The sequence below is a fragment of the Nocardiopsis aegyptia genome (assembly GCF_013410755.1).
In the GTDB taxonomy this organism is placed as follows: Bacteria; Actinomycetota; Actinomycetes; order Streptosporangiales; family Streptosporangiaceae; genus Nocardiopsis; species Nocardiopsis aegyptia.
In genome coordinates this window covers 3,225,758-3,249,996 of record NZ_JACCFS010000001.1, presented here as the reverse complement: position 1 = coordinate 3,249,996, position 24,239 = coordinate 3,225,758, and the positions used below count along the sequence as shown (strand labels likewise).

The 24,239-nt window shown below is 69.2% G+C and carries 21 protein-coding genes and 2 pseudogenes; 19 read left to right on the top strand and 4 right to left on the bottom strand.

The window, feature by feature from the left end:
* Positions 1-117: 117 nt before the first annotated feature.
* Complete coding sequence (locus tag HNR10_RS14580; protein WP_179823989.1) at positions 118-627, top strand: TspO/MBR family protein; 510 nt, start codon at positions 118-120, stop codon at positions 625-627.
* Here HNR10_RS14580 and HNR10_RS32180 read toward each other — a convergent pair.
* Both HNR10_RS32180 and HNR10_RS14570 read right to left on the bottom strand, forming a co-directional pair.
* Positions 611-952, bottom strand: a complete 342-nt coding sequence (locus tag HNR10_RS32180; RefSeq protein WP_376769755.1) for a hypothetical protein — start codon at positions 950-952, stop codon at positions 611-613. The genes HNR10_RS14580 and HNR10_RS32180 overlap by 17 nt on opposite strands.
* A gap of 197 nt (positions 953-1,149) precedes the next feature.
* Entirely contained in the window at positions 1,150-2,256 is a 1,107-nt protein-coding gene (locus tag HNR10_RS14570; protein ID WP_179823987.1) for a hypothetical protein, read from the bottom strand.
* A gap of 156 nt (positions 2,257-2,412) precedes the next feature.
* Between HNR10_RS14570 and HNR10_RS14565 the strand changes: the two genes are divergently transcribed.
* The 18 genes and pseudogenes from HNR10_RS14565 (at position 2,413) to dmpG (ending at position 23,486) form a co-directional block, all read left to right on the top strand.
* Positions 2,413-3,648, top strand: coding sequence for a sensor histidine kinase (locus HNR10_RS14565; RefSeq protein WP_179823985.1), 1,236 nt, complete (start codon positions 2,413-2,415; stop codon positions 3,646-3,648).
* The gene (locus tag HNR10_RS14560; protein WP_179823983.1) at positions 3,645-4,295 is read left to right on the top strand and encodes a response regulator; all 651 of its coding nucleotides are present in this window, start codon (positions 3,645-3,647) and stop codon (positions 4,293-4,295) included. Before HNR10_RS14565 ends, HNR10_RS14560 begins: the two co-directional genes overlap by 4 nt.
* Before the next feature lie 633 nt (positions 4,296-4,928).
* Entirely contained in the window at positions 4,929-5,489 is a 561-nt protein-coding gene (locus HNR10_RS14555) for a hypothetical protein (protein WP_179823981.1), read from the top strand.
* Between the two features lies 1 nt (position 5,490).
* Positions 5,491-6,936, top strand: coding sequence for a dihydrolipoyl dehydrogenase family protein (locus tag HNR10_RS14550; protein ID WP_179823979.1), 1,446 nt, complete (start codon positions 5,491-5,493; stop codon positions 6,934-6,936).
* Positions 6,937-7,276: 340 nt separating this feature from the next.
* Positions 7,277-7,615, top strand: a pseudogene (locus HNR10_RS31725) (alpha/beta fold hydrolase); the annotation flags it as partial.
* 52 nt (positions 7,616-7,667) lie between these two features.
* The gene (locus tag HNR10_RS14540) at positions 7,668-8,453 is read left to right on the top strand and encodes an alpha/beta fold hydrolase (protein WP_218897786.1); all 786 of its coding nucleotides are present in this window, start codon (positions 7,668-7,670) and stop codon (positions 8,451-8,453) included.
* Positions 8,450-10,069 (top strand): FAD-dependent monooxygenase, encoded by a 1,620-nt coding sequence (locus HNR10_RS14535; protein WP_179823975.1) that lies wholly within the window; start codon positions 8,450-8,452, stop codon positions 10,067-10,069. Before HNR10_RS14540 ends, HNR10_RS14535 begins: the two co-directional genes overlap by 4 nt.
* Positions 10,070-10,105: 36 nt before the next feature.
* Complete coding sequence (locus HNR10_RS14530) at positions 10,106-12,208, top strand: hydantoinase/oxoprolinase family protein (RefSeq protein ID WP_179823973.1); 2,103 nt, start codon at positions 10,106-10,108, stop codon at positions 12,206-12,208.
* Between the two features lie 13 nt (positions 12,209-12,221).
* Entirely contained in the window at positions 12,222-14,546 is a 2,325-nt protein-coding gene (locus HNR10_RS14525; protein ID WP_179823970.1) for a hydantoinase B/oxoprolinase family protein, read from the top strand.
* A complete protein-coding gene (locus HNR10_RS14520) occupies positions 14,543-16,042 on the top strand; it encodes a sugar ABC transporter ATP-binding protein (RefSeq protein ID WP_179823968.1) in 1,500 nt (499 codons plus the stop codon). Before HNR10_RS14525 ends, HNR10_RS14520 begins: the two co-directional genes overlap by 4 nt.
* Complete coding sequence (locus HNR10_RS14515) at positions 16,039-17,097, top strand: ABC transporter permease (RefSeq protein WP_179823966.1); 1,059 nt, start codon at positions 16,039-16,041, stop codon at positions 17,095-17,097. The genes HNR10_RS14520 and HNR10_RS14515 overlap by 4 nt, the downstream gene beginning before the upstream one ends.
* A gap of 70 nt (positions 17,098-17,167) precedes the next feature.
* On the top strand, positions 17,168-18,289 hold the full coding sequence (locus HNR10_RS30770) for a sugar ABC transporter substrate-binding protein (RefSeq protein ID WP_218897784.1): 1,122 nt from the start codon (positions 17,168-17,170) through the stop codon (positions 18,287-18,289).
* Positions 18,290-18,354: 65 nt separating this feature from the next.
* On the top strand, positions 18,355-18,972 hold the full coding sequence (locus HNR10_RS14510; RefSeq protein ID WP_218897782.1) for a TetR/AcrR family transcriptional regulator: 618 nt from the start codon (positions 18,355-18,357) through the stop codon (positions 18,970-18,972).
* Positions 18,973-19,042: 70 nt separating this feature from the next.
* Entirely contained in the window at positions 19,043-19,855 is an 813-nt protein-coding gene (locus tag HNR10_RS14505) for an alpha/beta fold hydrolase (RefSeq protein ID WP_179823962.1), read from the top strand.
* Between the two features lie 5 nt (positions 19,856-19,860).
* Positions 19,861-20,733, top strand: a complete 873-nt coding sequence (locus HNR10_RS14500) for a VOC family protein (RefSeq protein ID WP_179823960.1) — start codon at positions 19,861-19,863, stop codon at positions 20,731-20,733.
* A 23-nt stretch (positions 20,734-20,756) separates the two neighbouring features.
* Positions 20,757-21,530, top strand: a complete 774-nt coding sequence (locus tag HNR10_RS14495; RefSeq protein WP_312889268.1) for a 2-keto-4-pentenoate hydratase — start codon at positions 20,757-20,759, stop codon at positions 21,528-21,530.
* A complete protein-coding gene (locus tag HNR10_RS14490; RefSeq protein ID WP_179823956.1) occupies positions 21,523-22,470 on the top strand; it encodes an acetaldehyde dehydrogenase (acetylating) in 948 nt (315 codons plus the stop codon). Before HNR10_RS14495 ends, HNR10_RS14490 begins: the two co-directional genes overlap by 8 nt.
* Complete coding sequence (gene dmpG / locus HNR10_RS14485; RefSeq protein ID WP_179823954.1) at positions 22,467-23,486, top strand: 4-hydroxy-2-oxovalerate aldolase; 1,020 nt, start codon at positions 22,467-22,469, stop codon at positions 23,484-23,486. The genes HNR10_RS14490 and dmpG overlap by 4 nt, the downstream gene beginning before the upstream one ends.
* A 273-nt stretch (positions 23,487-23,759) precedes the next feature.
* Here the strand turns inward: dmpG and HNR10_RS31240 are convergent, their stop codons facing one another.
* Complete coding sequence (locus tag HNR10_RS31240; RefSeq protein ID WP_312889267.1) at positions 23,760-24,011, bottom strand: hypothetical protein; 252 nt, start codon at positions 24,009-24,011, stop codon at positions 23,760-23,762.
* Positions 24,012-24,085: 74 nt separating this feature from the next.
* Positions 24,086-24,175, bottom strand: a pseudogene (locus tag HNR10_RS31235) (TetR/AcrR family transcriptional regulator); the annotation flags it as partial.
* Positions 24,176-24,239: the final 64 nt, after the last annotated feature.

Below are 24,239 nucleotides of genomic sequence, written 5' to 3'. Positions count from 1 at the left end.
ATACAAAGATACTTGGATTCCGAGGTTATTTCCGAGTGCAGGTGGAATGACGCTGTGTGAAGCGCCAGTGCCCGGGCACGGTCACTGGCGTACCGCGATCCGGAGAGGAGGGCAGGCGTGACGATCACATCTCCCGAGCGGCGACACCGCGGCTCCGGCGCGCTGGTGGGCCTCGTGGTGTTCGTGGCGGCGGTAGCCGCCGCCGCTCTGGTGGGCGTGCTCCTGAGCCCTGACACCGCCCAGGAGTACGCACGGCTCGAAGCGCCGGACTGGGCGCCCCCGTCCTGGCTGTTCGGTCCCGTGTGGACGACCCTCTACGCCATGATCGCCCTGGCGGGATGGCTGGTGTGGCGACGTTTCGGCTGGAAGGGGGCGCGTCTGGCGCTTTCGCTGTTCGCGCTGCAGCTGCTGCTCAACGCCGCGTGGAGTCCCCTGTTCTTCACCCTGGGCCTGCGCGGAACCGCCTTCGCCGACATCGTCGTGCTCTGGGTGGTCCTGTGCGCGACGATCGCCCTCTTCGCGAGGCTCTCGCGTCCGGCGGCCTGGCTCCTGGTCCCCTACTGGGCGTGGACGACCTTCGCCACGCTGCTGAGCTTCACCATGTGGCGGCTCAACGCCGGGGGGTAGCCCGAGCGGCGCGCCGTGGACGGCCGGTCAGCGTGCTGTGCGGCCTCCCTCGGACACGGCCAGTCCCCGGTCGAGCCAGAGCAGGGACCTCGGCCCATCGGCGGGGCGAAGCGCGCGTGCTGTGGAGCAGCCACGGCCGACCGAGCAGGCAGTCGCGGTGGGCGCGGGTCCGGACCGTGAGGTGGTCCCGCCAGCCCGCCACCTCCGGCTCCGGCGGTGCGGTTACCGCCGCGTCGGCCATGGCGACCAGCAACTCGTCCTTGCTCCGCACGTAGCGGTACAGCGACATCGTCGCCACGCCCATGCTCCGGGCGACGCTGTTCATCCGCACTCCCGCCGGCCCCTCGGCGTCGGCGATCTCGATCGCGGGGGCCGTGATGCCCTCCAGCCGCAGACCTGGGGCTCCCTGTCGCCGGAAAGCCCCAGGTCAGTGCGTGCAGGATGGGGGATGTGAACCCATGAGGGGGGCAGGGCTCCGGCGAAGTCGGGCGGTAGGGATGTGACCCGCTTCCTCGTGGGGCGTCAGCGGTCGTCCCGGCCGCACTCACCACAGGCGCCGCGGGTCCGCAGGTGGTAGGCCAGGGTGGCTGCGCCCAGGGCCGCTGCCCACAGCGGCCACAGCGCGCCCGGGTTGCCCACGACCGAATCGATGTCGCCCCAGTCGATCAGGCGTGCCATCACGAATCCGGCCGAGGCCAGCGACACCGCCACGACGGACGCGAAGGAGATCGGGAAGATGGGAGGCACCCGTTTCCCGGCCAGCCCGAGCACCCAACGGGGCCAGATGACGCCCCACCTCTGCACCAGCCCCAGCGTCAGCACCCCGCCCAGGGCTCCGAAGGTCGCGAGGTAGGCGCCCGCCCACACCATTTCGTTCGCGTGCAACTCGTCCAGGAAGTCCTGGGAGATGGTCAGCGGGAAACCGAACACCCACGCCCAGCGGGTGGCCGCGTACGCGAACGGGATCAGCGCGGCCGTGTACGCGGCCCACCGGCCCCAGCGTGCCGCGGCGGCGGGCGCGGCCCAGCGGGAGGTTCGGTCCGTCCGGCCGCAGCGTTCACAGGCGTTGTTGGTACGGAACTGGAACGCCAGTGTCGCGGCGGCCCACAGGACGCCCCCTGCGGCACAGAGCATGAGGTTGGTGGTGGTCCACGGGTAGGCCAGGCCGACGAACTCCCCGTAGCTCAGCGGCGGCCACCCGAAGGGGATGCCCACCAACGCGATGGGTGTGTAGGCGAGGGTCGTGAGCACCCTCTGGTCGGGGATGACCACGATCAGGGCCAGCGCGGCTGCCCACCCGTAGCCCAGCAGGGCCACGCGCCCCACGCCGTGCGCGTGTGATCGGGCGAGGAGCAGAGCGACCGCGGCTCCGACGAGGCCGAGCACGGCGATCCACGCGCCCACACCGGTCGCGGTCGCGAAACCGAGGACCGACTCCTTTCGTGCGTCAGGCAGATCTCCCACACCGAAGGGGAATCCGGGCAGACCCAGGGCCCAGAGCAGACCCAGTGCGCCGTAGACGAACGACCACACGGCCGCGGCGTAGCCCGCCCAGGCCGGCCATCGGCGCAGGGCTCGGCGGACCGGTTCGGTGGTGGTTCGGGGATTCTTCCCCGTGCTCGTGCTCATGGCGTTCGCCCTCCTCGTTGACTGCTGTACGTCCGAGCCTGGCCGGAGCGGACGGTCCGTCCCAGATGCCGATCGGCCGGGAACGGTCACCTCGGCCGGGCGGTATGTGCCGATCGGCACGGGCGGCGGGAGGGCCCTCTCCGTAGGGTGGACCGCATGTGGGACATCAGGTGGGCCAGAGCGGCGATGACCGGGGTGCTCGCGTGCGCACTGGGTCTCTGGGCAGCCGTGCTTCCGTGGGCGTGGACACCGGCCGCGGCCGCGTTGGCCGTGTCCGGAGGCCTCGTGTGGTGGCCCCGTTCCCGGGGATGGCTGGCCTGGTTGGCCGGAGGCGCGGGTACGGCCTCACTCACCGCGACGCTGGGCCATCACGTGCTGGGCTGGCCGGGCCTGCCGCCTTGGGGGATGGTGGAGGCCGCGTTCCTGTGCGCGCTGGTCGGACTGGTGGCTCGTTGGGCTCCGGAGCAGAGGGACGTTGCGGGGAACGGCGCACCGGCCGGCCCGGGCGCCGTGGCGGTCTGGGGCACGGTTGCGGGCGCGGTCCTGGCCGGTGCGGGCGCGGCGACGAGTGTCCTGCGGGCGATCCCGACCACCGTTTCGGCGCCCTTGGACCCCGCGGACGCGGTTTTCGTGGTGGCGGTGTGGACCCTGGGGCCGCTCGCGGCCGCCGCGGTGGGACTCTTCCTGCGGTACCTCGCCGAACGCCGGGATCGGGAGGTCGCCTGGGCACGGCAGGCCCAGCGCATGGAACTCGCCCATGACCTGCACGACTACGTGGCCCACGACGTCAGTGCGATGGTCGCCCAGGCCCAGGCGGCGGGGGTGGTGATCGAGGACCGTGAGGCGGTACTCGCGGCGCTGGCCAGGATCGAGGCCTCCGGTCTCGCGGCGATGGCGTCCATGGACCGGACGGTCGGGGTACTGCGCGACCGGTCCGGGCAGGAGCGCGGTTTCGCCGGGGTGGCCGAACTTCCGGAGCTGGTGGAGCGGTTCGGGGACACGGCGCGGTTGACCATGGACCCGAGGCTGGCGGACGCGGTCCCGCGTGAGCTGGCGGGGACCGTGCACCGAGTCGTGGCGGAGTCGCTCACCAACGTGCGTCGGCACGCTCCGGCGATGACGGAAGTGGAGGTCGCGGTGCGGTTGGTGGCCGAGGACGTGGAGGTGGTCGTGCGCAACGACTCCGTCGGGGTGGTGCCCGCAGAGCCCGGGCGCCGCGGCGGGGTCGGGCTGCCTGCTCTGGCTGAGCGGGTCGGCGCGCTGTCGGGCACGTTCGAGGCCGGGCCGCAGGGCGGTGGCTGGCTCGTTCGGGCCCGGCTCCCGTTGACGGTGGGTCCCGGGGGCACGGGTGGCTCGTACACGGGCGGCACCCGCGGGGGTGGGCAACGGTGAAGACCCGGGTGCTGCTGGTCGACGACCAGGAGTCCATCCGCAGCGCGTTCCGGATGGTTCTGGAGGCGCAGCCGGACATGTCCGTGGTGGGTGAGGCGGCCGAGGGGGCGGCGGCCCTGAGGCAGGTGCGCGTGCTGCGCCCCGACGTGGTCCTGGTGGACATCCGGATGCCGGGTATGGACGGGCTCGAGCTCACGCGCCGCCTGGCCGGGCCGGAGGTGGCCGAACCGGTACGGGTCGTGGTGGTGACCACGTTCGACCTGGACGGTTACGTGCACGCGGCGCTGCGGGGCGGGGCGTGCGGGTTCCTCCTGAAGCGTTCGGGGCCGACACTCCTGGTGGAGGCGGTACGCGCGGCAGTCGCCGGTGAGTCGCTGATCAGCCCGCAGATCACCGTGCGGTTGCTGCGCCACCTGAGGGGACCGGCGGTCAGCCCGTCGGTGGAGGTGCTGACGGAGCGGGAGATCGATGTGGTGCGGTTGGTGGCCCGCGGTCTCAGCAACGCCGAGATCGCGGCCGAACTGTTCATCAGCGCGGGCACCGCCAAGAACCACCTGGCGAACGCACAGCAGAAGCTGAACGTGCGCAACCGTGTGGGCGTCGCCGGTTGGGCCTGGTCGAGTGGGCTGGTCGCGGCCGGAGAGTGAGGCTCGGCCCGACAGCCCGTCGGGCGCGGATTTTGTGCAGCGGGCCCTTGGGCGTGAAAAAACCTGGGGCTTTCCTCGTTTTCACGATACGGAAAGCCCCAGTTCAGGGCGCGGACCCAGAATCCAGAAATCCGACTCCGAAGAACGCAGGACACACCAGAGCCTCCATCACACCCGGCACGAAACAGAGCGCCGCGCGGATCTGACGGTCACCAACTCGGGTAACCCCACCAGGTCTGACGCCAAGGCCGGGACGAACAACCGGCGCCGGGGCCGCAGGGTCATCACCGCTTCCCACGCCGCGCGGGTCTTGCCTGCGGTGGAGTCGCCCACCACCAGCACCGCCTCGCCGGTGTGGGCTGCCTGACGGATCCGGGAGCGGAGCTCCACAGGGCCCAGGTCGAGGTCCGCGACGGTTGCGGATGGGAATCCCGGAAGCCCCAGGCGCGTGCGAGTTCCGGGGCATTAGCAACTTCTCTCGCGTCTCCCAGTTGCGTCACGCGGTCAGAGCTGTGTACTGTCATCCCATGTAGAGTTACTAGTTAGTCTACATGAGGTTCGGGGTCTGCTCCGAACTCTGATCTGTGCCATGTCGCCCATCGGTGACATGGGCTTACAACGAAGGGAACTCTCGTGACCACCACCGCGGTATTACCCGCCGCACCGCCTGCCGCTTCCCTGCGGAACCTGTACTACGTCCGATTCGGCTTCGCCATCGTCTGGGCGTCCCTGATGGTCGTCGTCGGCAAGAGCATCGGTCCGGTGAGCGCAACGTTGATCGTGCTGTACCCGCTCTTCGACGCTGCCGCGGCCGTCGTCGACCTCCGCTCATCGAGGACCGCCCGGCTCACCGCAGGCCTGTACTTCAACACGGCGCTCAGCCTGCTGACCGCCGTCGGCCTGGCCGTCGCCCTCACCTCGGGTATCCCCGGCGTACTTCGTGTCTGGGGCGTCTGGGCGATCACCGCCGGACTCGTCCAGCTCGTCGTCGCCATCCGCCGCTACAGGCTCGGCGGGCAGTGGCCCATGATCCTCAGCGGCGGCATCTCCGTGTTCGCCGGGGCGAACTTCATCCGCGAGTCCGCCGCGCCGGACGGGACGCTGGCCACGGTCGCCGGGTACGCCGTCCTCGGCGGCATCTTCTTCCTCATTTCCGCACTGCGACTGCACTCTGTCGCGAAGAAGGGAAACTGACATGGCCGAGAACATCTTTGACGTCGTCGTCATCGGCGCGGGCCCGGTCGGCGAGAACGTCGCAGACGGAGTCGTGCGGGGTGGCCTCACCGCGGCGATCGTGGAAAGCGAACTCGTCGGCGGAGAGTGCTCCTACTGGGCCTGCATGCCGACCAAGGCCCTCCTTCGCGATGCGGCGGCGCTGCGCGCCGTCCGCGCCCTTCCCGGAGCGAGGGGCGCCGTGACCGGAGAGCTGGACCCGGCCGCCGTCCTGCAGCGCCGCGACGCGTTCGCCTCGCGCTGGGACGACGAAGGCCAGGTCACCTGGCTGAGGGGGGCGGGGATCTCCCTGTTCCGCGGCGTCGGACGGATCAGCGCGGCCCGGACCGTCGAGGTGACGGACGCCGACGGACGTGTCACCGTGCTCGAGGCGCGACAGGCGGTCGTCATCGCCACAGGCAGCAGCGCTGCCGTCCCGCCGATTCACGGACTGGCCGACGCCGCACCGTGGACCAGTCGAGAGGCCGCGGCCGCCACGTCCGTCCCGGAACGGCTGGCGGTCATCGGCGGCGGCGTCGTGGGAACCGAGATGGCCACCGCATACACGGCCCTCGGCGCGCAGGTGACGATGATCGCCCGCGACGGCCTGCTCCCCATGGTGGAGCCGTTCGCGAGCGACCTGGTCGCCGAGACGCTGAAGGCGCAGGGTGTGGCACTGCACCTGCTCACCGAGCCCGAGAAAGTCCACCGCGACGAGAACGGGGCCGTGCGCATCACCCTCGTGGACGGCACGACGCTCGACGTGGACGAGGTCCTGGTTGCCACCGGCCGCAAGCCCAACACCACCGACCTCGGCCTCGAGCACGTCGGACTGGCCCCCGGCGACTGGCTGCACGTCGACGACTCTCTGCGGGTCGTCCTCAGTGACGGCACACCGGCAGACGACGGCTGGCTCTACGCCGCCGGTGACGTCAACCGCCGTGCTCCGCTGACGCACCAGGGAAAGTACCAGGCCAGGGCGCTGGGTGACACGATTGTCACTCGTGCCGGCGGCACCCCCGTCGATCTCGCTCCCTGGGGCCGGCACGCGGCCACGGCCGACGAACGAGCTGTTCCACAGGTGATCTTCAGCGAACCGGAGATCGCCGCGGTCGGCCACACCGCCGCCTCCGCCGAGGCTGCGGGGCTGCGCGTCCGAGCGGTTGAGTACGACCTCGGGGCCCTCGCCGGCTCCTCCCTGCACGCCGACGGGTACACCGGGCGGGCCGGCATGATCGTCGACGAGGACAGGAAGGTGCTCGTAGGCTTCACCGTGGTCGGCCCCGACGTCGCGGAGCTGCTGCACGCCGCGACGGTCGCCATCACCGCGGAGGTGCCGATCGATCGGCTGTGGCACGCCGTACCCGCCTTCCCCACCGTCAGCGAGGTCTGGCTCCGGCTCCTCGAGACGTACGGCCGGAACGCGTAAGGGGTGCGGGGGCCGTGGCCAGGACGGGAGGACAGTCCTCCCCTGCGCCGTCCGTGCCTTGCGAGACCCGGGTGGGTGCCTGCCCACCCGCTCGCAGGGGACGGCTGCGACCCAGCGCGCGTTCGACGCGAACCAGAAGCCGGCGGAGGGTCCAGTCCAACGATTTCCACTACCCGATGGGCGTTAGCCCGAGTACGAGGTACAAGGACCGAGGACAGGACGAGTGGTCCTGGTCCACCACGGCATGCCGGGCTCGGCGGTCCCGATGGGCACGGTCGCGGGTTCGATGACGGAACGCGGGTTCCGGGTGATCACCTAATCGAGGGCGGGATACGGCGCATCGAGCCCTGTGCCCGGCCGAACCGTGGCGGACACGGCGGCCGACTGCTCACCCCTGCTCGCCCACCTCGGTGTCACGCCGCCTCTTGTCGTTGGGTGGTCCGCCGGCGGACCACACGCACTGGCCGGCGCGGCGGCGGCCCCGGAGAACGTCGACGGCGTGCTGCTCGTCGCATCGTTCGCGCCGTTCGACGCCGAAGGCCTCGACTGCGTCTCCGGCACGGGTACGCAGAACGTCGCCCTGTTCGGGGCGGTCGGGCAGGGTGAGGCGGTCCCGCTTGACGGCCGCGGCACGGATGGCGGGGGAGTGACAGGCATCACTCTCCCGTGTATTGTGTAGTGAACGTTCCAGACAGAGATGTTCGAGTCAACATCACGGAGGACGATCGAAAGTGAAGTCAGAACGGGTCGGCTCAGCGGGAAGTACGGCGACCGAGACGCCGCTGCTGCTCCTGCACGGGGGCGGGCCCGGCGTCGATGCGCGAAGCAACTGGCGAAGCGTGTGGGAACCACTCTCGGACCGGTTCACGTGTATCGCCCCGGACCTGCTCGGATTCGGTACGCGGATCCCTCGGGCGCATCTTCCCCGAGGCCCGCGAGCCTGGAGCCGGGCACGTGCGCATCAGCTGCTCGAGCTGCTCGACCAGCTGGACCTGGACCGTGTCCACCTCGTGGGGAACTCGGCGGCGGGCGGCGCCGCGGGGCTGGCGCTCATGGCCATGGCACCTGGGCGCGTCAGCCGTGCCGTGCTCATGGGCGGCGCCGGAACCGGTCCACAACCGGTCGACATCCCGTTCTATGGCGACCCGACACGGGCGTCCATGCGAAAGACCCTGGCGCGACTGGTCGCGGATCAGCGAGATCACCTTCGGCTGATCGAGGAACTCACCGACCTGCGCTGGCGTCAAGCACTGGCTCCAGGCGCGGAGCAGGCCTTCCGCGCCATGTTCGATTCCGATGAGGGCGTCGAGCGATCCCCCGACTTCGCGGGGATCACCACTCCGGTCCTGGCCCTGCACGGCGAACTGGACCGGGTCTCGCCGATCGAGGTCTCCGAGCGCTTGGTGCGGAGACTGCCGAACGCCCGGCTCATGGTGGTCGCCGCGGCCGGACACTGGGTCCACGTGGACCGCCCGCACGAATTCTGTACCGAGGTCGAGGAGTTCTTGAGCACATGACCACAGACGTGGAGGAACGAGTCAGCGTACTCGTCATCGGAGCGGGCCCCACAGGGCTGACCCTGGCCATCGACCTCGGGCAGCGGGGCGTCGACTGCCTGGTGGTCGAGGCGACCGGCGAACGGTCCGCCAACCCCCGGTGCAACACCACATCCGCACGATCCATGGAGATCTTCAGGCGCCTGGGGATCGCCGAGGACGTTCGGCGGGCAGGCCTGCCCGCCGACTACCCCACCAGTGTCCAGTACCGCACCACGATGCTGGGGGAGGAGATTCACCGGTTGGAACTTCCCTCGTCAGCGCAAGTGCAGGCAGGCGTCGGATCACGGGACTGGCCCACGCCGGAGCCGCAGCACCGGATCTCGCAGCTCTTCCTGGAACCCATCCTTGAGCAACACGCGCTCGACACGGTCGGTGTGGCCCTTCAACGCGGGACCAGACTGCTGGCGATCCGGCAGCACGAGGACCGTGTGGAGGCCGTCGTCGAGACCGGCGGTCGGACACGGACCATCACCTGCGACTACGTCATCGGGTGCGACGGTGCCCACAGCACGGTGCGGAATGCTCTGGGTGTCAGGTACGAGGGCGTCGAGGCGATCAAGAAGTTCGTCTCCACCTTCGTCCGATCACCCGAACTGGGACGTATCGCGGCCAAGGACCGGGCGTGGACCTACTGGACCTACGGACGCCGCCCCGCAGCGGTCATCGCCATCGACGGCGGCGAGTTGTGGCTCAACCATGTCGCCTTCGACCCCGACCAGGACACCGAGAAGGAGGACCCGGCCCAGCTGCTGTACGAAGCCGTGGGCGCGGTCGTCGAGCACGAGGCGTTGGGAACCGTCCGGTGGACCGGGCGCCAGCTCGTCGCCCAGCGCTACCGGAAGGGGCGTGTGTTCCTCGCGGGCGACGCGGCCCACATCTGGATCCCCGCCGGCGGCTTCGGGATGAACGCCGGCATCCAGGACGCGGCCTCCCTCTCCTGGATGCTGTCCGCCGTCTACCAGGGGTGGGCACCGCCCAGTCTGCTGGACGCCTACGAGCTCGAGCGCAAGCCGGTGGGCGAACAATTCGCCGTCTCGGTCGGAGCGACCGCCAAGGCCTCGCTCGCCGAGGTATCTGCCGATATCCACCTCGACGGCCCGGACGGTCTGCGAGCCCGGGAAGAGCTCGCACGACGGCTGGCCGTGACCGAGCCGCACCGGTACTCACCAGACGGGTTCAGTTTCGGCTACCACTACGCCCAGTCCCCGCTGGTCGTCGGAGGATGGCCGCAACCGCTCATGGACATGGCCGGCTATCCGGATGAAGCCCGGGCGGGCTTCCGGATGCCGCACTCGTGGCTTCCTGACGGACGATCGACCCTCGACGTCATCGGGCCGGGCTTCACCCTCGTGCGCACCGATGGCAGCACGGACGCAACGGCATGGACCGGGGGCGCGGAGGAGCTGTCGATCCCCCTCGACGTCGTCGACGTCCTGCCCGAGAACCCCGCTCGCTTCCCGGCTCCGCTGATGCTCGTCCGTCCGGACCAACACATCGCCTGGCTGGGCGGAGCCCTGGTCGAACCAGCCGTCGATCCCGAGGCCGTGCTCCGTGCGGCTGCCGGACGCTCCTAGCCCCTTTAACAGACGGAACCGGAAGAAGGAAGTCAGATGGCTTACGCACTGGGCATCGACGTCGGTGGCACCTTCACCGACGGGGTCGCGTCGGACGGTGCCGGGCGCATCGTCGCCGCCAAGACCCAGACCACCCCTCCGCACCGGGAGGTCGGGGTCATGCGGGTGATCGAGGACCTGGCCGGTGAGCTCGGCGTCAGCGTCCGCGAGATGCTGTCCCAAACCGACTACATCGCACACGGAACCACAGCGTCGATCAACGCGCTGATCCAACGTGATGTGGCGGATGTGGCCTTGATCGCCACCAAGGGCCACCGAGACTCGATCTACATCATGAACGCCGAGGGACGGACTCTCGGCCGTTCGGCGCACGAGATCCAGGACACCCTTCGCCAGCGCAAACCGCAGGGACTCATCCCCAAGTACCGGGCCCTCGAGGTCACCGAACGCATCGACTACGCGGGGCGAGTCCTGGTGCCGCTCGACGAGGACGAGGTACGTCGCGTCGCCCTCTCCCTGGTGGAGCAGGGTGTGGAGGCGATCGCCGTCTGCCTGCTGTGGTCGTTCAAGAACGATGCCCATGAACGTCGAGTCCGCGACCTGATCCATGAGATCGACCCGGACATGTACGTGACCCTCTCGTCCGACGTCAGCCCGCGCATCCGTGAGTTCGCCCGAACCTCCACCACGATCATGAACGCCCAGGTCGGCCCCCGGCTGCGGACGTACCTGGAGCCGTTGCAGAAGCAGCTGGAGGAGAGCGGCCTCAGCGGACCGCTGCTGGTGATGCAGAGCGAGGGCGGAACCATCACCGCCGACAGGGCGCCGGAGCACGCGATCACCACCATCGGCTCGGTCCTGTCCGGTGGCGTCATCGGGGGGATGCGGATGGCCGAGCAGCTCGGTCACCGCAACGTCATCACCACCGACGTCGGTGGGACCACCTTCCTGGCCGGTCTCATCGTCGACGGCGAGCCCGTGATGGCCCCTGGTTCGATCGTGAACCAGTTCCCGATCAACGCTCCCACCATCCGCGTGCACACCATCGGTTCCGGAGGCGGTGCCCTGGCGTCGGTGGACGCGGGCGGCAACCTTCGTCTCGGGCCACAGAGCGCCGAGGCGGTGCCCGGCCCCGCGTGCTACGGAAACGGGGGACGACGCCCCACCAACACCGACGCGAACCTGGTGCTCGGAATCCTGAGCGAGCGCGGCCTCCTCGGGGGCCGCAAGCCGTTGCGCAAGGACCTCGCCGAGGACGCGATCCGCGAGCACGTGGCCGAACCTCTGGGACTCAGCGTGCACGAGGCCGCCGTCGCCATCCATGAAGTCCAGAACGCCCAGGCGGGTGACCTCCTGCGACGGTCGGTGGTGCAGGCCGGATACGACCCGCGCGACTTCGTGGCCTACGCCTTCGGAGGTGCGGGGCCCGCGCACTGTGTCGGCTACTGCCGCGATCTGGGCGTCTCCGAGGTGCTCGTCCCGTTGGGTCCGGTGGCATCGGCCTTCTCGGCGTACGGCCTGGTGGCGTCCGACGTCGTCATCAGCGCCGAGCTCTCCAGTCCGTCGTCGTTCCCCATCGACCACGTCGAGCTGCAAGGCCACTTCGAGCAGCTGGAGGTCGACGTGGAGCGCGCTCTGGAACGGCAGGGTGTGACGTTCAAGGACGTCACCGTCCAACGTGAGGTCGACCTGCGCTACTCGATGCAGGTTTCCGAGCTCACCACCGCGGTGCCGGAGGGGCTACTCGACCAGCGCAGCGGCGATGACATCGTCCGCACCTTCGAGGAGCAGTACGAGCGGATCAACGGCTCCGGGGCCGGTTATCGCGAGGCGGGCGTCCAGGCGATCACCTACCGCGTGCGTGCCAAGGCGAGCCTGGGTTTCCCGGTCCTGCTCCCCGAGATCGAGGTCGCGGAGACGACCGACCCGACTGCGGCGCTCCTGGAGGAGCGATCCGTGTGCCTGGACTCCCAACGGGGATTCGAGACGACACCCGTCTACGAGTACTCACGCCTACGGGCCGGGCACGAGCTCGTGGGCCCCGCGATCGTCGATGTCCCGACCACGGTCGTCGTCATCCCCGCGAGGTCGACCGGCCGGGTCGATCGCCTCGGCAACCTCGTCGTGACCTACCAGTGAGGACCCAGAGAAGATGAGAAGCACGATCCCAGGTTCGGAGCACTTCACCAGCCGTCCGATGTCGCGTGAGGAGCTGCTCGGCAAGATCCCGGACACGCTGCCCCTGCACTCCGTCGCGGAGGAACGGACGCGGGACGTCGACGCCCTGACGTACGAGGTGGTGCGACACCGCCTGTCGGCCATCACCCAGGAGATGGGCGAGACCCTGCGACGGATGTCCGGGTCGCACGTCGTCACCGAGTCCAACGACTTCAACTTCTCGATCTGTGACGAGCTGGGGGAGCAGGTCCAGGTCGGTACCTTCAACATCGGACTCATCGGATCCATGGACCTCGCGATCACCTGGACGCTGCAACACCGCAGCGGCAATCCGGGCATCGAGGAGGGCGACATGTTCCTCTGCAACGATCCCTGGATCGGTGGCGGGCTGCACCAGAACGATGCGGCGATCCTCGCCCCCGTCTTCCATGACGGGAAACTCTTCGGATGGACCACCGCCATCGCGCACCAGGTCGACCTCGGCGGCCTCCGTCCAGGATCGTTCAGCCCTTCGGCCCAGGACGTGTTCGCCGAGGCCATTCCCACCCCTCCCGTCAAGGTGGTCCGAGGCGGAGTCCTGCAGCAGGACACCGCGGACATGTGGACCCGGCGCTCCCGCCTGCCCCACATGGTCGGTCTCGACCTGCGAGCGAAGATCGCAGCCAACAAGAACGCCGCCGACCAGATCCTCCGGCTCATCGACAAGTACGGCGCCGACACCGTGAAGTCGGTGATGCGCCGGATGCTCGATGACGCGGAGACGCGGCTCAGGAACAAGCTCGAGGGCCTCTCCGACGGCACCTGGACCGCCATCGGCTACCAGGAGCAGTCCGGCACGGGGGACCGCGACATGCACGCCATCAAGGTGGCGATGTCCAAGAGCGGCGACCGGCTCACCTTCGACTTCACCGGGACCGCGGAGCAGACCGGCATCATCAACTGCCCCTATCCGGGTCTGCGGGCCGGGATCGTATTCACGGTCCTTCCGCTGCTCGCCGGAGACATCCCCTGGGCCGCGGGCGGCCTGATGCGCTGCTTCGACATCGTCACCGAGGAACACACCATCACCAACGCCTCGTTCCCCGCCGCCGTCGGCAAGGGGCCGTTCGGGCCCGCGTGGGGTGTGGGCAACCTGGTCGCCGAGGTCCTCGCCAAGATGCTCGACTCCGAACCGGCCCACCGGCAGGACGTCCAAGCCATCTGCAACGGCACGACGGACCTGTGCGTGGTGTCGGGAGTCGATGCCCGCGACGGGGGCCGCAAGGGCTTCGTCAGCCCCATCTTCGACGTGATGGCCGGAGGTTACGGCGCACAGGTACACCATGACGGCGTCGACACGGGTGGTCGCCTGATCATCCCGACGGCCAAGGCCCCGGACGTCGAGATGACCGAGTACCTGTACCCGCTCGTCGCCCTCTGGCGTCGGGAGCAGACCGATTCCGGTGGTCCGGGGCGACAACGCGGCGGCATGAGCGGCTCGGTCTGCTACGTCCAGCACCCCGGGCAGAACGAGCCCATGTCGCTGGTCGTGTCCGGCACGGGCAAGGTCGCCAACCAGAATGTGGGACTCGCCGGCGGCTACCCGGGCAACTCCCAGCTCGACATGGTCGTGCGCGACATCGCCGTGCCCCAGTTGAAGGACGCCACGACCATCCCTGCCGGCCTGGACGAAGTGGGTGGCCGAACAGAGGTTCTCCCGTGCGAGGGAGAGTCCGTTCTGGGGGCTGGCGACGCCCTGTTCCTGCACTGGCAGGCGGGCGGCGGTTACGGCGACCCACTCCTGCGGGAGGTGGAGAGCGTCCGCGAGGACGTGCTCCAGTCCCGGGTCTCCAGGCGGGCAGCACGTGATCTCTACGGCGTGGTCGTCGACGAGGACGGCACGGTCGACACGCCCGCCACCGCCGCCGTGCGCCTCGGGCTCCGCGGGATCCGGGCCGAATGGGCCGGTGATACGACCCGGGAGCCCGTCGCCATCAGCGAACCCGTGTTGGACGTGGTGCGCCGTCTGGACGACAACCTCGCGATCGTCAGCGTGAACGGATCCGAGACGGTTGTCTGCACGCACTGCGGGACGTTCATCGGTCCGGTGCGCAACTCCGACTTCGTGGTCGCGCTGGTACGCGACGACGCCGAGCCGTCGACCGCCGGCCCGCACATCTGGCACGACCCGTCGGTCTACGTCGATGAGGACGTCGTGTTCCGCCGGCTCTGCTGCCCGGGCTGTATGACGCTCGTCTACTCCCGTGTCGTCCCGGTCGGACACCCACTCCCTAACGATGTCTACGAGGCACCCCGATGAAACCGAACCACGACCGGAGCCAGGGCCGTCCCCTGGTCCGGGTGCACGGGCTGACGAAGTCGTTCGGACCCACGACCGCCCTCGACCGGGTCGATCTGACGGTGAGCGCGGGTGAGGTGCTCGCCGTCGTGGGCCACAACGGATCTGGCAAGTCCACTCTGGTCAAGCTGCTGGCCGGCTATCACACGCCCGATTCCGGTGCCATCGAGACCCGCACCGGGGACGGGGCGGAGACCGAGCTGCGGTTCATCCATCAGGACCTCGGACTCGTCGGCTCCCTCTCCACGGTCGAAAACCTGTCGTTGGGCGCGATTTCCGGACTCGGCGCGCTCGGCCGTATCCGCGGAGCCGACGAACGACGTGAGGCTGACGAACTCGTCAGGCGCTTCGGCGTCGACTTCGAGGTCGACCGACCGGTCGACGAGCTCTCGCCCGCTGAACGGACCATCGTCGCCATCGCCAGGGCACTGAGGGGTTGGGACGAGGAGCAGGACGTCGTCCTGGTGCTCGACGAGCCCACGGCCTCCCTGCACGGCGCCGAGGTCGACCGCCTGATGGCGGTGGTACGCGCGGTCGCCGAACGCGGGGCGGGGATCCTCTTCATCTCCCACCGCCTCGACGAGGTCCTGGGCGTGGCCGACACGGTGGTGGCCCTGCGCAACGGCGGTGTCGTCGGTGACGTGGCGTGCTCGGAGACCGACTACGCCGGACTCGTCCGCATGGTCGCCGGCGAGGAAGTGGAGGAACTCGGTACCAGGACGTCCGAACCCGGCGACGTGGTCCTTCGCGTGTCGGACCTGGAGGGCGACGCGATCCGTGGGATCAGCCTCCGGGTCCGGGCCGGTGAGATCGTGGGCGTCGCCGGAATCCTCGGTTCCGGACGCGACGAGCTGTGCGCCGCGATCTTCGGCGGCCGGACCTACCGGAGCGGTTCGATCGAGATTTCGGGTCGGCCGCTGCGGGCGGGCGATCTGCGGGCGTCGATCGGACGCGGGGCCGCGTACGTGCCCGGAGACCGTCACAAGTACGGGGCGGTCATGTCCATGACGGCCTCCGAGAACCTGATGTCGGTGCGCATCCCGCAGACCCAGAAGCCGTGGGAGCGGGTGCGGGCCGCGGACGAGGCTCGCGAGGCTCAGCACTGGTTCGCCACGTGCGGAGTGGTGCCCGACAAACCGCACATGGAGCTGTCCCACTTCAGCGGAGGGAACCAGCAGAAGGTGGTCCTCGCCAAGTGGCTGCGTACCCGGCCCGGCCTGCTGCTGCTCGAGGAGCCCACCCAGGGCGTGGACATCGGCGCCAAGTCACTGATCCACCGACTCGTCGCCGCCACCGCCGACCAGGGCACCGCGGTGCTGGTGGCCTCCTCCGAAGCCAAGGAACTCGCCCAGCTCTGCGACCGGGTGCTCGTCCTCAGCGAAGGCGAGCTGGTGGACGAGCTGTCCGGCACCCGCCTCACCGAAACCGCGATCCTGAATGCGAGCGTCCCCTCATGAGCACGACGACCGACGACCAGCAGCACACCGTCCGGCAGCGCCTGGTCAGCGCCCTGGCGTTTCGCAACATCAGCGCGCTGTACATTCTCGCCGCCATGGTCGTGCTGTTCTCCATCACGGCGCCGGAGACGTTCCCGACCATCAACACGGTGCGCATCGTCCTCAACGACCAGGCGATCACCGCCGTGCTGGCGGTGGCCCTCACGATCCCGCTGGCCGCCGGACTGATCGACCTCTCGATCGGTGCCCAGCTCGGCCTGGGCGCGATCCTGGTGGCCTGGCTGCTGTCCGTCCAAGGGCTGGGGCTGTGGCCGTCCCTCCTGGTGACACTCGCGGTGGGCGCGGTGGTGGGACTGGCCAACGGACTCCTGATCACCCGCGCGAAGATCAGCTCCTTCATCACCACCCTGGGAACCAGTTCGGTCCTGCTGGCCGGCATCTCCTGGATCTCCAGGGACGCCCAGATCCTCGATCTCGGTGAAGAATTCCAGACGATCGCGACACACCAGGTCCTCCAGATCCCTCTGGCCGTCTACTTCATGATCGGTATCGCGGTGGCGGTCTGGTACGTCATCGACAGGACCCACGCCGGCCGCGCACTCTACGCCACCGGGGGCAACCCGGAGGCCGCCCGCCTCGCCGGGGTCCGCACCGAACGCGTGGTCATCGTCAGCCTCGTCTGCTGCGGTGTGCTCGCGGCCACGGCGGGCATCCTCCTGAGCTCCTCGCTGGCCACCGGGGACCCGACGATCGGCCCGGGTTACCTACTGCCCGCGTTCGCCGCGGCGTTCCTCGGCTCCACCCAGTTTCGCAACGGACGGTTCAACGTCCTCGGCACAGTCGTCGCCGTCTATGTTCTCGCGATCGGGGTGAAGGGGCTCCAGCTCTCCGGCGCCCCGGTCTGGATCCCGGAGCTCTTCAACGGCGTGGCGCTCCTCGTGGCCGTGGCGGCGAACAGGCGGCAGGCGTCCGTGCGCCGAAGCCGCAAGGACAAACCCGGCGCTCCGACCGAGACGACGACACCGGCACCCGCGCCGACGGCGACGTCGGCCTGACAGCCCACCCGCGCCGGCGAGGCACCTGTTCCTCCCGGGCGGACCAACGCACACCAAAGGAACCAGACCAATGAGAACGAGAACCTCCCTCCCGGTCCTGGGGCTGACCGCGGGGCTCGCTTCGCTCGTGCTCCTCTCCGGATGCGGTGGCGGCGGTGGACAGGCCGCCACACCGAACTCCGAGGAAGCGCAGCGCGCCATGCAGGAGCTGATCGACCCCTACCTCGGGCAACCGAGCGACTTCCCCATCACCGAGCCCCTCGAATCGCCGGTCCCGGAGGGGACCCAGATCGCGTACGTCGACAACGGCAACGCGCTCGTCTCCCTGATGTACCAGCTCATGCTGCCGGCGGCCGAGGAGCTGGGCGCGGAGCTCTACGTGGTGCGCGCCGGCACGTCGGCGAGTGGAGTGCAGAGCGCGTTCAGCACCGTGGTCCAGCAGGAGCCGGACGCGGTCATCAACACCGCCATCGACCCTGCCCTGTGGGACAACCAGCGCGAACAGCTGGTCGACGCCGGCATCCCGATCGTCTCCCTCGGTACGGTCGCCGATCCGGCCTCCGGTCTGGTCCAGCCCAACGGGTCGGCCGCGTTCGAGCTCCAAGGCCGCCTGCAGGCCGCCTGGCTGGTGGCGAACCACGACGAGGCCGTCGATGCCGTCTTCTACGAGCACACCGAGATCGCCTACGGGGCTGCGGTGAAGGAGGGCTTCGAGAGCCAGCTCGAGGAGTCCTGCCCCGGCTGTACCGTACGCGTCGTGCAGATCCCGATCGCCGAGGTCGGGAACCAGGCGCCCGAGCGCATCGTCAGCGATCTCCAGTCGCACCCCGATACCGATGCCGTCGTCTTCCAGTCCTCGGCCGTAGCGACGGGCCTGCCGTCCAAGCTGGCGGTGGCGGGGATGGACGACATCGAGATCGTGGGCGCGAACCCGCTGCCGACGAACCTGCAGTACCTCAAGGACGGACAGTCGACGGTCGAGCTCGGTACCGATCTGAACACCCTGGCATGGACGGCCGTGGACACCGCCGCCCGCCTGATCATCGGTCAGGAGCCGCAGGAGAACGTGATCGACGGGGAGGCGCTCGTCCATCAGTTCCTGCGCCCCGAGGACATCGCCTTCGACCCGACACAGGGCTTCTCCGGCTATCCGGACGTCGGCGACCGGTTCCAGGAGCTCTGGGACCAGTGACCCCGCCGCCTCGCCGCATCCCCGCCGGAGGCGGGGCCGGTGCGGCGCGAACCTATAATGGCACGGTGCCGACCTCCAGCATCTCTACATCCAGCCGTGACCTCATACTCCGAGCGGCACGGACGTTGATCTCGGACCGCGGGTACGACGGCATGGGCATCTCCGACCTGTCTGCTCTGTCCGGGCTGCCGGCCAGCTCGATCTACTACCACTTCGGTAGCAAGCTGGGTGTCCTGACAGCCCTGCTGGAGCGAACGTTCGAGGACTTGCACGCGGCGTTTCCGAGCCCGTCCGCGTTCGACGACCGCGAGCCGATCCAGCGATTCGAGCTCTGGTACACCTCGGCGTGCCGGGGACTCGACGAGCGGCCGGAGTACCTGCGGCTGTTGCTCGCGGTCAGCATCGGTTCTCACGCCAGCGAGGATTCGGTCCGTGTCCTGGTGCGCAAGATCCGCGACTACGCTCATCGGTCGTGGATCGACGCGCTGACCCCGGTCTTCGCTCCGATCGATTCGCCCGAGGACGAGGCGTTGCTGAACGAGCTGGCCGTTCTGGGGCGCGCCATGACGGACGGGCTGTCGGTCGCCACCACGTTCGACGGCGGGGCGTACGTGGACCACGTCCCCCCGTTCGTCGCGCTGGTCCGAGGCCTCGCCGCGGAGCGCCGGGGCTCGCGTCCGTAAATCCCCATGGTCGTTGACTTCCCTCCTCATCGAAACATATTGTAGTGAGCGTTCCATACATTGAGTGGAGATGACAGTGTCGATGCTTGAGCTGAGCAAGACCCGCATCGAGTACACGGAATCCGGTACGGGAGACGCGGTCGTATGGCTGCACGGCTCCGGACCGGGGGCCACGGGAATGAGCAACTTCGGGCCGAACCTGCCCGCGTTCGCCGATTTCCGGAACATCGTGTTCGACCTGCCGGGTTGGGGCGCCTCGCCCCGCCACACCGATGAACCGCTGATCTTCCACGCAGCAGAGACCGTCACGGAGGCGATGACCGCGCTCGGCGTCGAGCGTGCCCATCTCGTGGGCAACTCCTACGGCGGCGGGGTCGCGATGCGCATCGCGATCGCGCATCCGGAACGGGTCGGCCGGATCGTGCTCATGGCACCGGGCGGGGTGCTTCCGACCGACGCGCCGCCGTGGCCGATCGGTCTCGAGCACCTCTTCGCCTACATGGCGGGGCCCGAGCCGTCCCGCGACGCCATGGCGGACTTCGTCCGGCTGATGGTCCACGATCAGGGCCTGGCGACCGAGGCCCTGATCGACGAACGATTCCGGGCCAGCGCGGCGGCCCACCCCGAGCTGCCGATCCCGCCGAACTTCGGTGACCTGACCCCGGACCTGCCGAAGATCCAGGCCCCGACCCTGCTTCTGTGGGGTCGCGAGGACCAGACGGTTCCGCTCACCTGGGCCCCCGCGATCCTGAACGGCATCCCCGACGCCGAGCTCCGGGTCCTGCCGCACTGCCGGCACTGGGTGCAGTACGAGCGTGCCGCTGACTTCAACCGCATCGTCCGCGAATTCATCGCGGACCCCTCCGAGACATCAGGGAAGTGACCAGCATGGGTATCCGCCGACTGGGCTATGTGGGCCTCAACGTCACCGACGTCGATGCTTGGGTCGACCTCTTCGACCGGACTCTCGGGGTCAAGGCATGGAAGGAGGACGACGGTGACCGACAGGTCACTCTGCTGGAGCTGGACGAGTACACCTACCGGCTCGCGCTCTACCCGTCGAACGAGGACACCCCGCTCCACATCGGCTGGATCGTGGACAGCGCACGGGAACTCGACAGGCTCGGCCGGCGACTCGAGGACGCCGGCTTCTCCGTGCACGACGGAACGGAGGCCGAAGCGCGTCTGCGCGGCGCGACGGAGCTCAGGTGGTTCGTGGACCCGGTCGGCTACCGTGTCGAGCTCGTCCTGGGCGAGACCAGGCTGGGCCGCGCCCCCAGCCGCCCGCCCGAGGCGACCCCAGGGGTCACGGGCCTGGGCCACTTCGTGCTCGCCGGCCCCAAACTCGGCGAGCTGCGGGAACTCTACGAGTCGGTCCTGGAGTTCAAGCTGACCGACTACCGCGCTCCGGGCCTGTACTTCCTCCGCTGCAACCCGACACACCACAGTATCGCGCTGGCCCACGCGGAGCAGGTGGGCCTACACCACCTCGAGATCGAGCACGGATCGCTCGACGACATCGGCCGTGCGCTCGACCTGGCCCAGCAGAACAACGCGCCGATCTCCATCTCCCTCGGCCGCCACATGAACGACAAGGCCATCTCCTTCTACCTCCGCAATCCGAGCGGCTTCCACCTCGAGATCGGCTTCGGAGGTATCGAGGTGGACGACGACAGGACTCCCCACGATTTCGCCGTCCCCGACGTCTGGGGCCACCACCACGCCGACGCGAACCCCTTCGCGGTCAAGGCGGAGGCATGATGTCCGCACCCGGTCGTTACGGCGTGTTCGCCGACCGGTTGGAGAGCGCCGCCGCCTCCCAGGTGGCGATCCCGCCGGTGCGCGACGCGATCGGTGCGGCGGACGTGGAGGCGGCCTATGCCGTGCAGGCCGAACTCACCCGCCGCCGCGTCGCCCGCGGCGGGCGCGTCGTCGGTCGCAAGGTCGGCCTGACCTCGCCCGCGGTGCAGGCCCAGCTCGGCGTCGACCAGCCCGATTTCGGAGTGCTCTTCGATGACATGCGAGTCGCGGAGGGCGCGGTGGTGCCCGCGGGGACACTGCTTCAGCCCAAGGTCGAGGCGGAGGTCGCGTTCGTGCTTGGCCAGGACCTGGTCGGTCGCCTCGACCCGGTGAAGGTCCGAGGCGCGGTCGCTCACGCCGTCGCCGCGCTCGAGATCGTCGACAGCCGGATCGCGAACTGGGACATCGGCATCGTGGACACGGTCGCTGACAACGGCTCGTCGGCCCTCTTCGTGCTCGGGGGCGTCCATCGGCCCCTCGACGAGTTCGAGCCCCGCGATGTGCGGATGTCGCTGGCGGTCGACGACCGGGTGGCCTCGACAGGGTCTGGCGAGGACTGCCTGGGGGATCCGCTGGCGGCGCTGCTCTGGCTCGCGGAGACCGTGCAGAGGCACGGTGAACCCCTTCGCGCGGGCGAGGTCGTCCTATCAGGGGCGCTCGGCCCCATGGTGGCGGTCAGGCCGGGGGCCACCGTCAGCACAGAGATCACATCGCTGGGCTCGGTCTCGGTCGAGTTCGGGAAGGAGCAGCATGAGTAGGACGAAGGTCGCCGTGGTCGGTTCGGGCAACATCGGCACCGATCTGATGTTCAAGGTCCTCCGCCTGTCCGACTCCCTCGAACTCGCCGCGCTCGTCGGCATCGACGCCGCCTCCGACGGTCTCGCACGAGCCGCGCGACTGGGTGTCGCCGGCACCGCCGACGGGGTCGACGGGCTCATCGGGATGGACGGCTTCGACGACATTCGCATCGTCTTCGACGCCACCTCGGCCGGGGCGCATGTGGCGAACGCCGCGAAGCTCGCGCCTTTCGGCAAGCGCATCGTCGACCTCACCCCGGCCGCCGTCGGTCCCTACGTGGTGCCCCCCGTGAACCTCGGCGCTCACCTCGACGCCCCGAACGTCAACATGGTCACGTGCGGGGGACAGGCCACGATCCCCATCGTGGCGGCGATCAGCCGGATCACGGACGTGCCCTACGCGGAGATCGTCGCCTCGATCGCCTCCCGGTCCGCGGGTCCCGGAACCCGCGCCAACATCGATGAGTTCACCGAGACCACCGCTTCCGCGATCGAGCAGGTCGGCGGCGCGGCGAGGGGCAAGGCGATCATCATCCTCAACCCCGCCGAGCCGCCGCGCATCATGCGCGATACGGTCCACGCCCTGATCGGGGACGCTGACCACGATGCCATCCGGGACTCAGTCGCCGACATGGTCGGCCGGGTCCGCGCCTACGTGCCCGGATACCGGCTCAAACAGGAGGTGCAGTTCCGCCCCCTGGACTCGGACGAACCCGTCCACACGCTGACTCCGGCCGGGTCACCGCCGGTCACACACCAGGTCTCGGTGTTTCTTGAGGTCGAGGGGGCCGCGCACTACCTGCCCGCCTACGCGGGGAACCTCGACATCATGACCTCGGCGGCTCTTCGAGTGGCCGAGCGCATCGCCGAGCACACCACGGATCAGGAGCCCGCTCGATGACCGGTATCTTCCTCCAGGACGTCACCCTTCGAGATGGAATGCATGCCCTCCGGCACAGAATCGAGCCCGACGATGTACGCCGGATCGTCGCGGCCCTGGACGCCGCCGGGGTCGACGCGATCGAGGTGGCGCACGGAGACGGTCTCGCCGGGGGTTCGCTCACCTATGGGCCTGGCAGCCATTCGAACTGGGAGTGGATCTCCGTCGCCGCGGAGACCGTGCGGAACGCGTGCCTCACCACACTCATCCTGCCCGGCATCGGCACGATCCGGGAACTCAAGCGCGCCTACGATCTCGGCGTCCGCTCCGTCCGTGTCGCCACGCACTGCACCGAGGCCGACGTAGCGGCACAGCACATAGCGACCGCCCGCGAGCTCGGCATGGATGTGTCCGGCTTCCTGATGATGAGCCACATGGCCGAACCGGCCATGCTCGCCGATCAGGCGAAGCTCATGGAGTCCTACGGCGCGCACTGCGTCTACATCACCGATTCCGGGGGCAACCTCACCCCGCGCGGTGTCGCCGAACGGATCCGCGCCTACCGGAACGTACTCGACTCGACCACCGAGGTCGGCATCCACGCACACGAGAACCTCAGCCTCTCCGTCGCCAACAGCGTGGTCGCCGTCGAGGAAGGCGCGACACGCGTCGATGCCTCGCTCGCCGGCCTCGGGGCGGGGGCGGGGAACTGTCCGATCGAGCCGTTCGTCGCCGTCGCCGACGCATACGGCTGGAGGCACGACGCCGACCTGTTCGCCCTGCAGGACGCCGCCGACGAACTCGTCCGTCCGCTCATGGACCGACCCGTCCGGGTGGACCGCGAGACCCTGACCCTCGGCTACACGGGCGTCTACTCCAGCTTCCTGCGTCACGCCGAACGTGCCGCCGCGGACCACGATGTCGACGCCCGGACCATCCTCACAGAGGTCGGCAACCGAAAGCTCATCGGCGGCCAGGAGGACATGATCACCGACATCGTCCTCGACCTGGTCGCCGCCCGCCGCCCAGGCTGGTGAGTGGTTCCGTCGGGCGGGACGGCGCCGGTGGTGTCGACCAGCCCGAGCACGTTCACGCGGAGCAGCGATCGTGCCTCGATGTCCATCTGGCACCGAACTGCACAGGCCGCGGCGATGGCGTGTGCACTGTGCCTGGATGATCGGAGCGGAACTTCTACCACGCCTTGCAGGATTCCCGCGAGGAGCTGCGGCGGGAGTCCGCGACCTGCGAGCCATCTGGCTGACCAGCGCCGGACTCTCCGACTGAACCATCCGGCGGCGCGGTCGAGGTCGTCATGGACGGTCACCGGGGTGAACGTCAGGACTTTCGGGCCGGGCCAGGCGGTGTGCGGCTGCGACGACGGAGGCGCGACGTTGCGCGTGTTCGGCATCGAACACGCGCCCTTCCCAGCGCAACAGCCTGCTGAGCTCAGGGTGCCGACAGTGATAGTCGTAGACCCGGCCCGCGTACTCGCCGACGTCCTCGGTGGCGAACGACTCGACAGGTACGGCGCGGGCCACCTTGACGAGTTCGTCGCGCAGCACGCGGGCGAACAGCTGCCGCCGAGGTAGTTGTAGATCCGTTCCTTGTTCGCCCCGGCCGTCGTCGCGATCTGCTCGATCGTGGTGGCGTCTGGACCGTTTTCGGCGCACTCGGCCGCCGCGGCGTCGAGGATCCTGCGTTTGGTGCCCTCAGTGTCCCATGCCATCGTCCGCTCCGCCCGGCCGTTCTCTGTCGCGACGTTCACATCGCCAACGATGGGTTTGGAGACG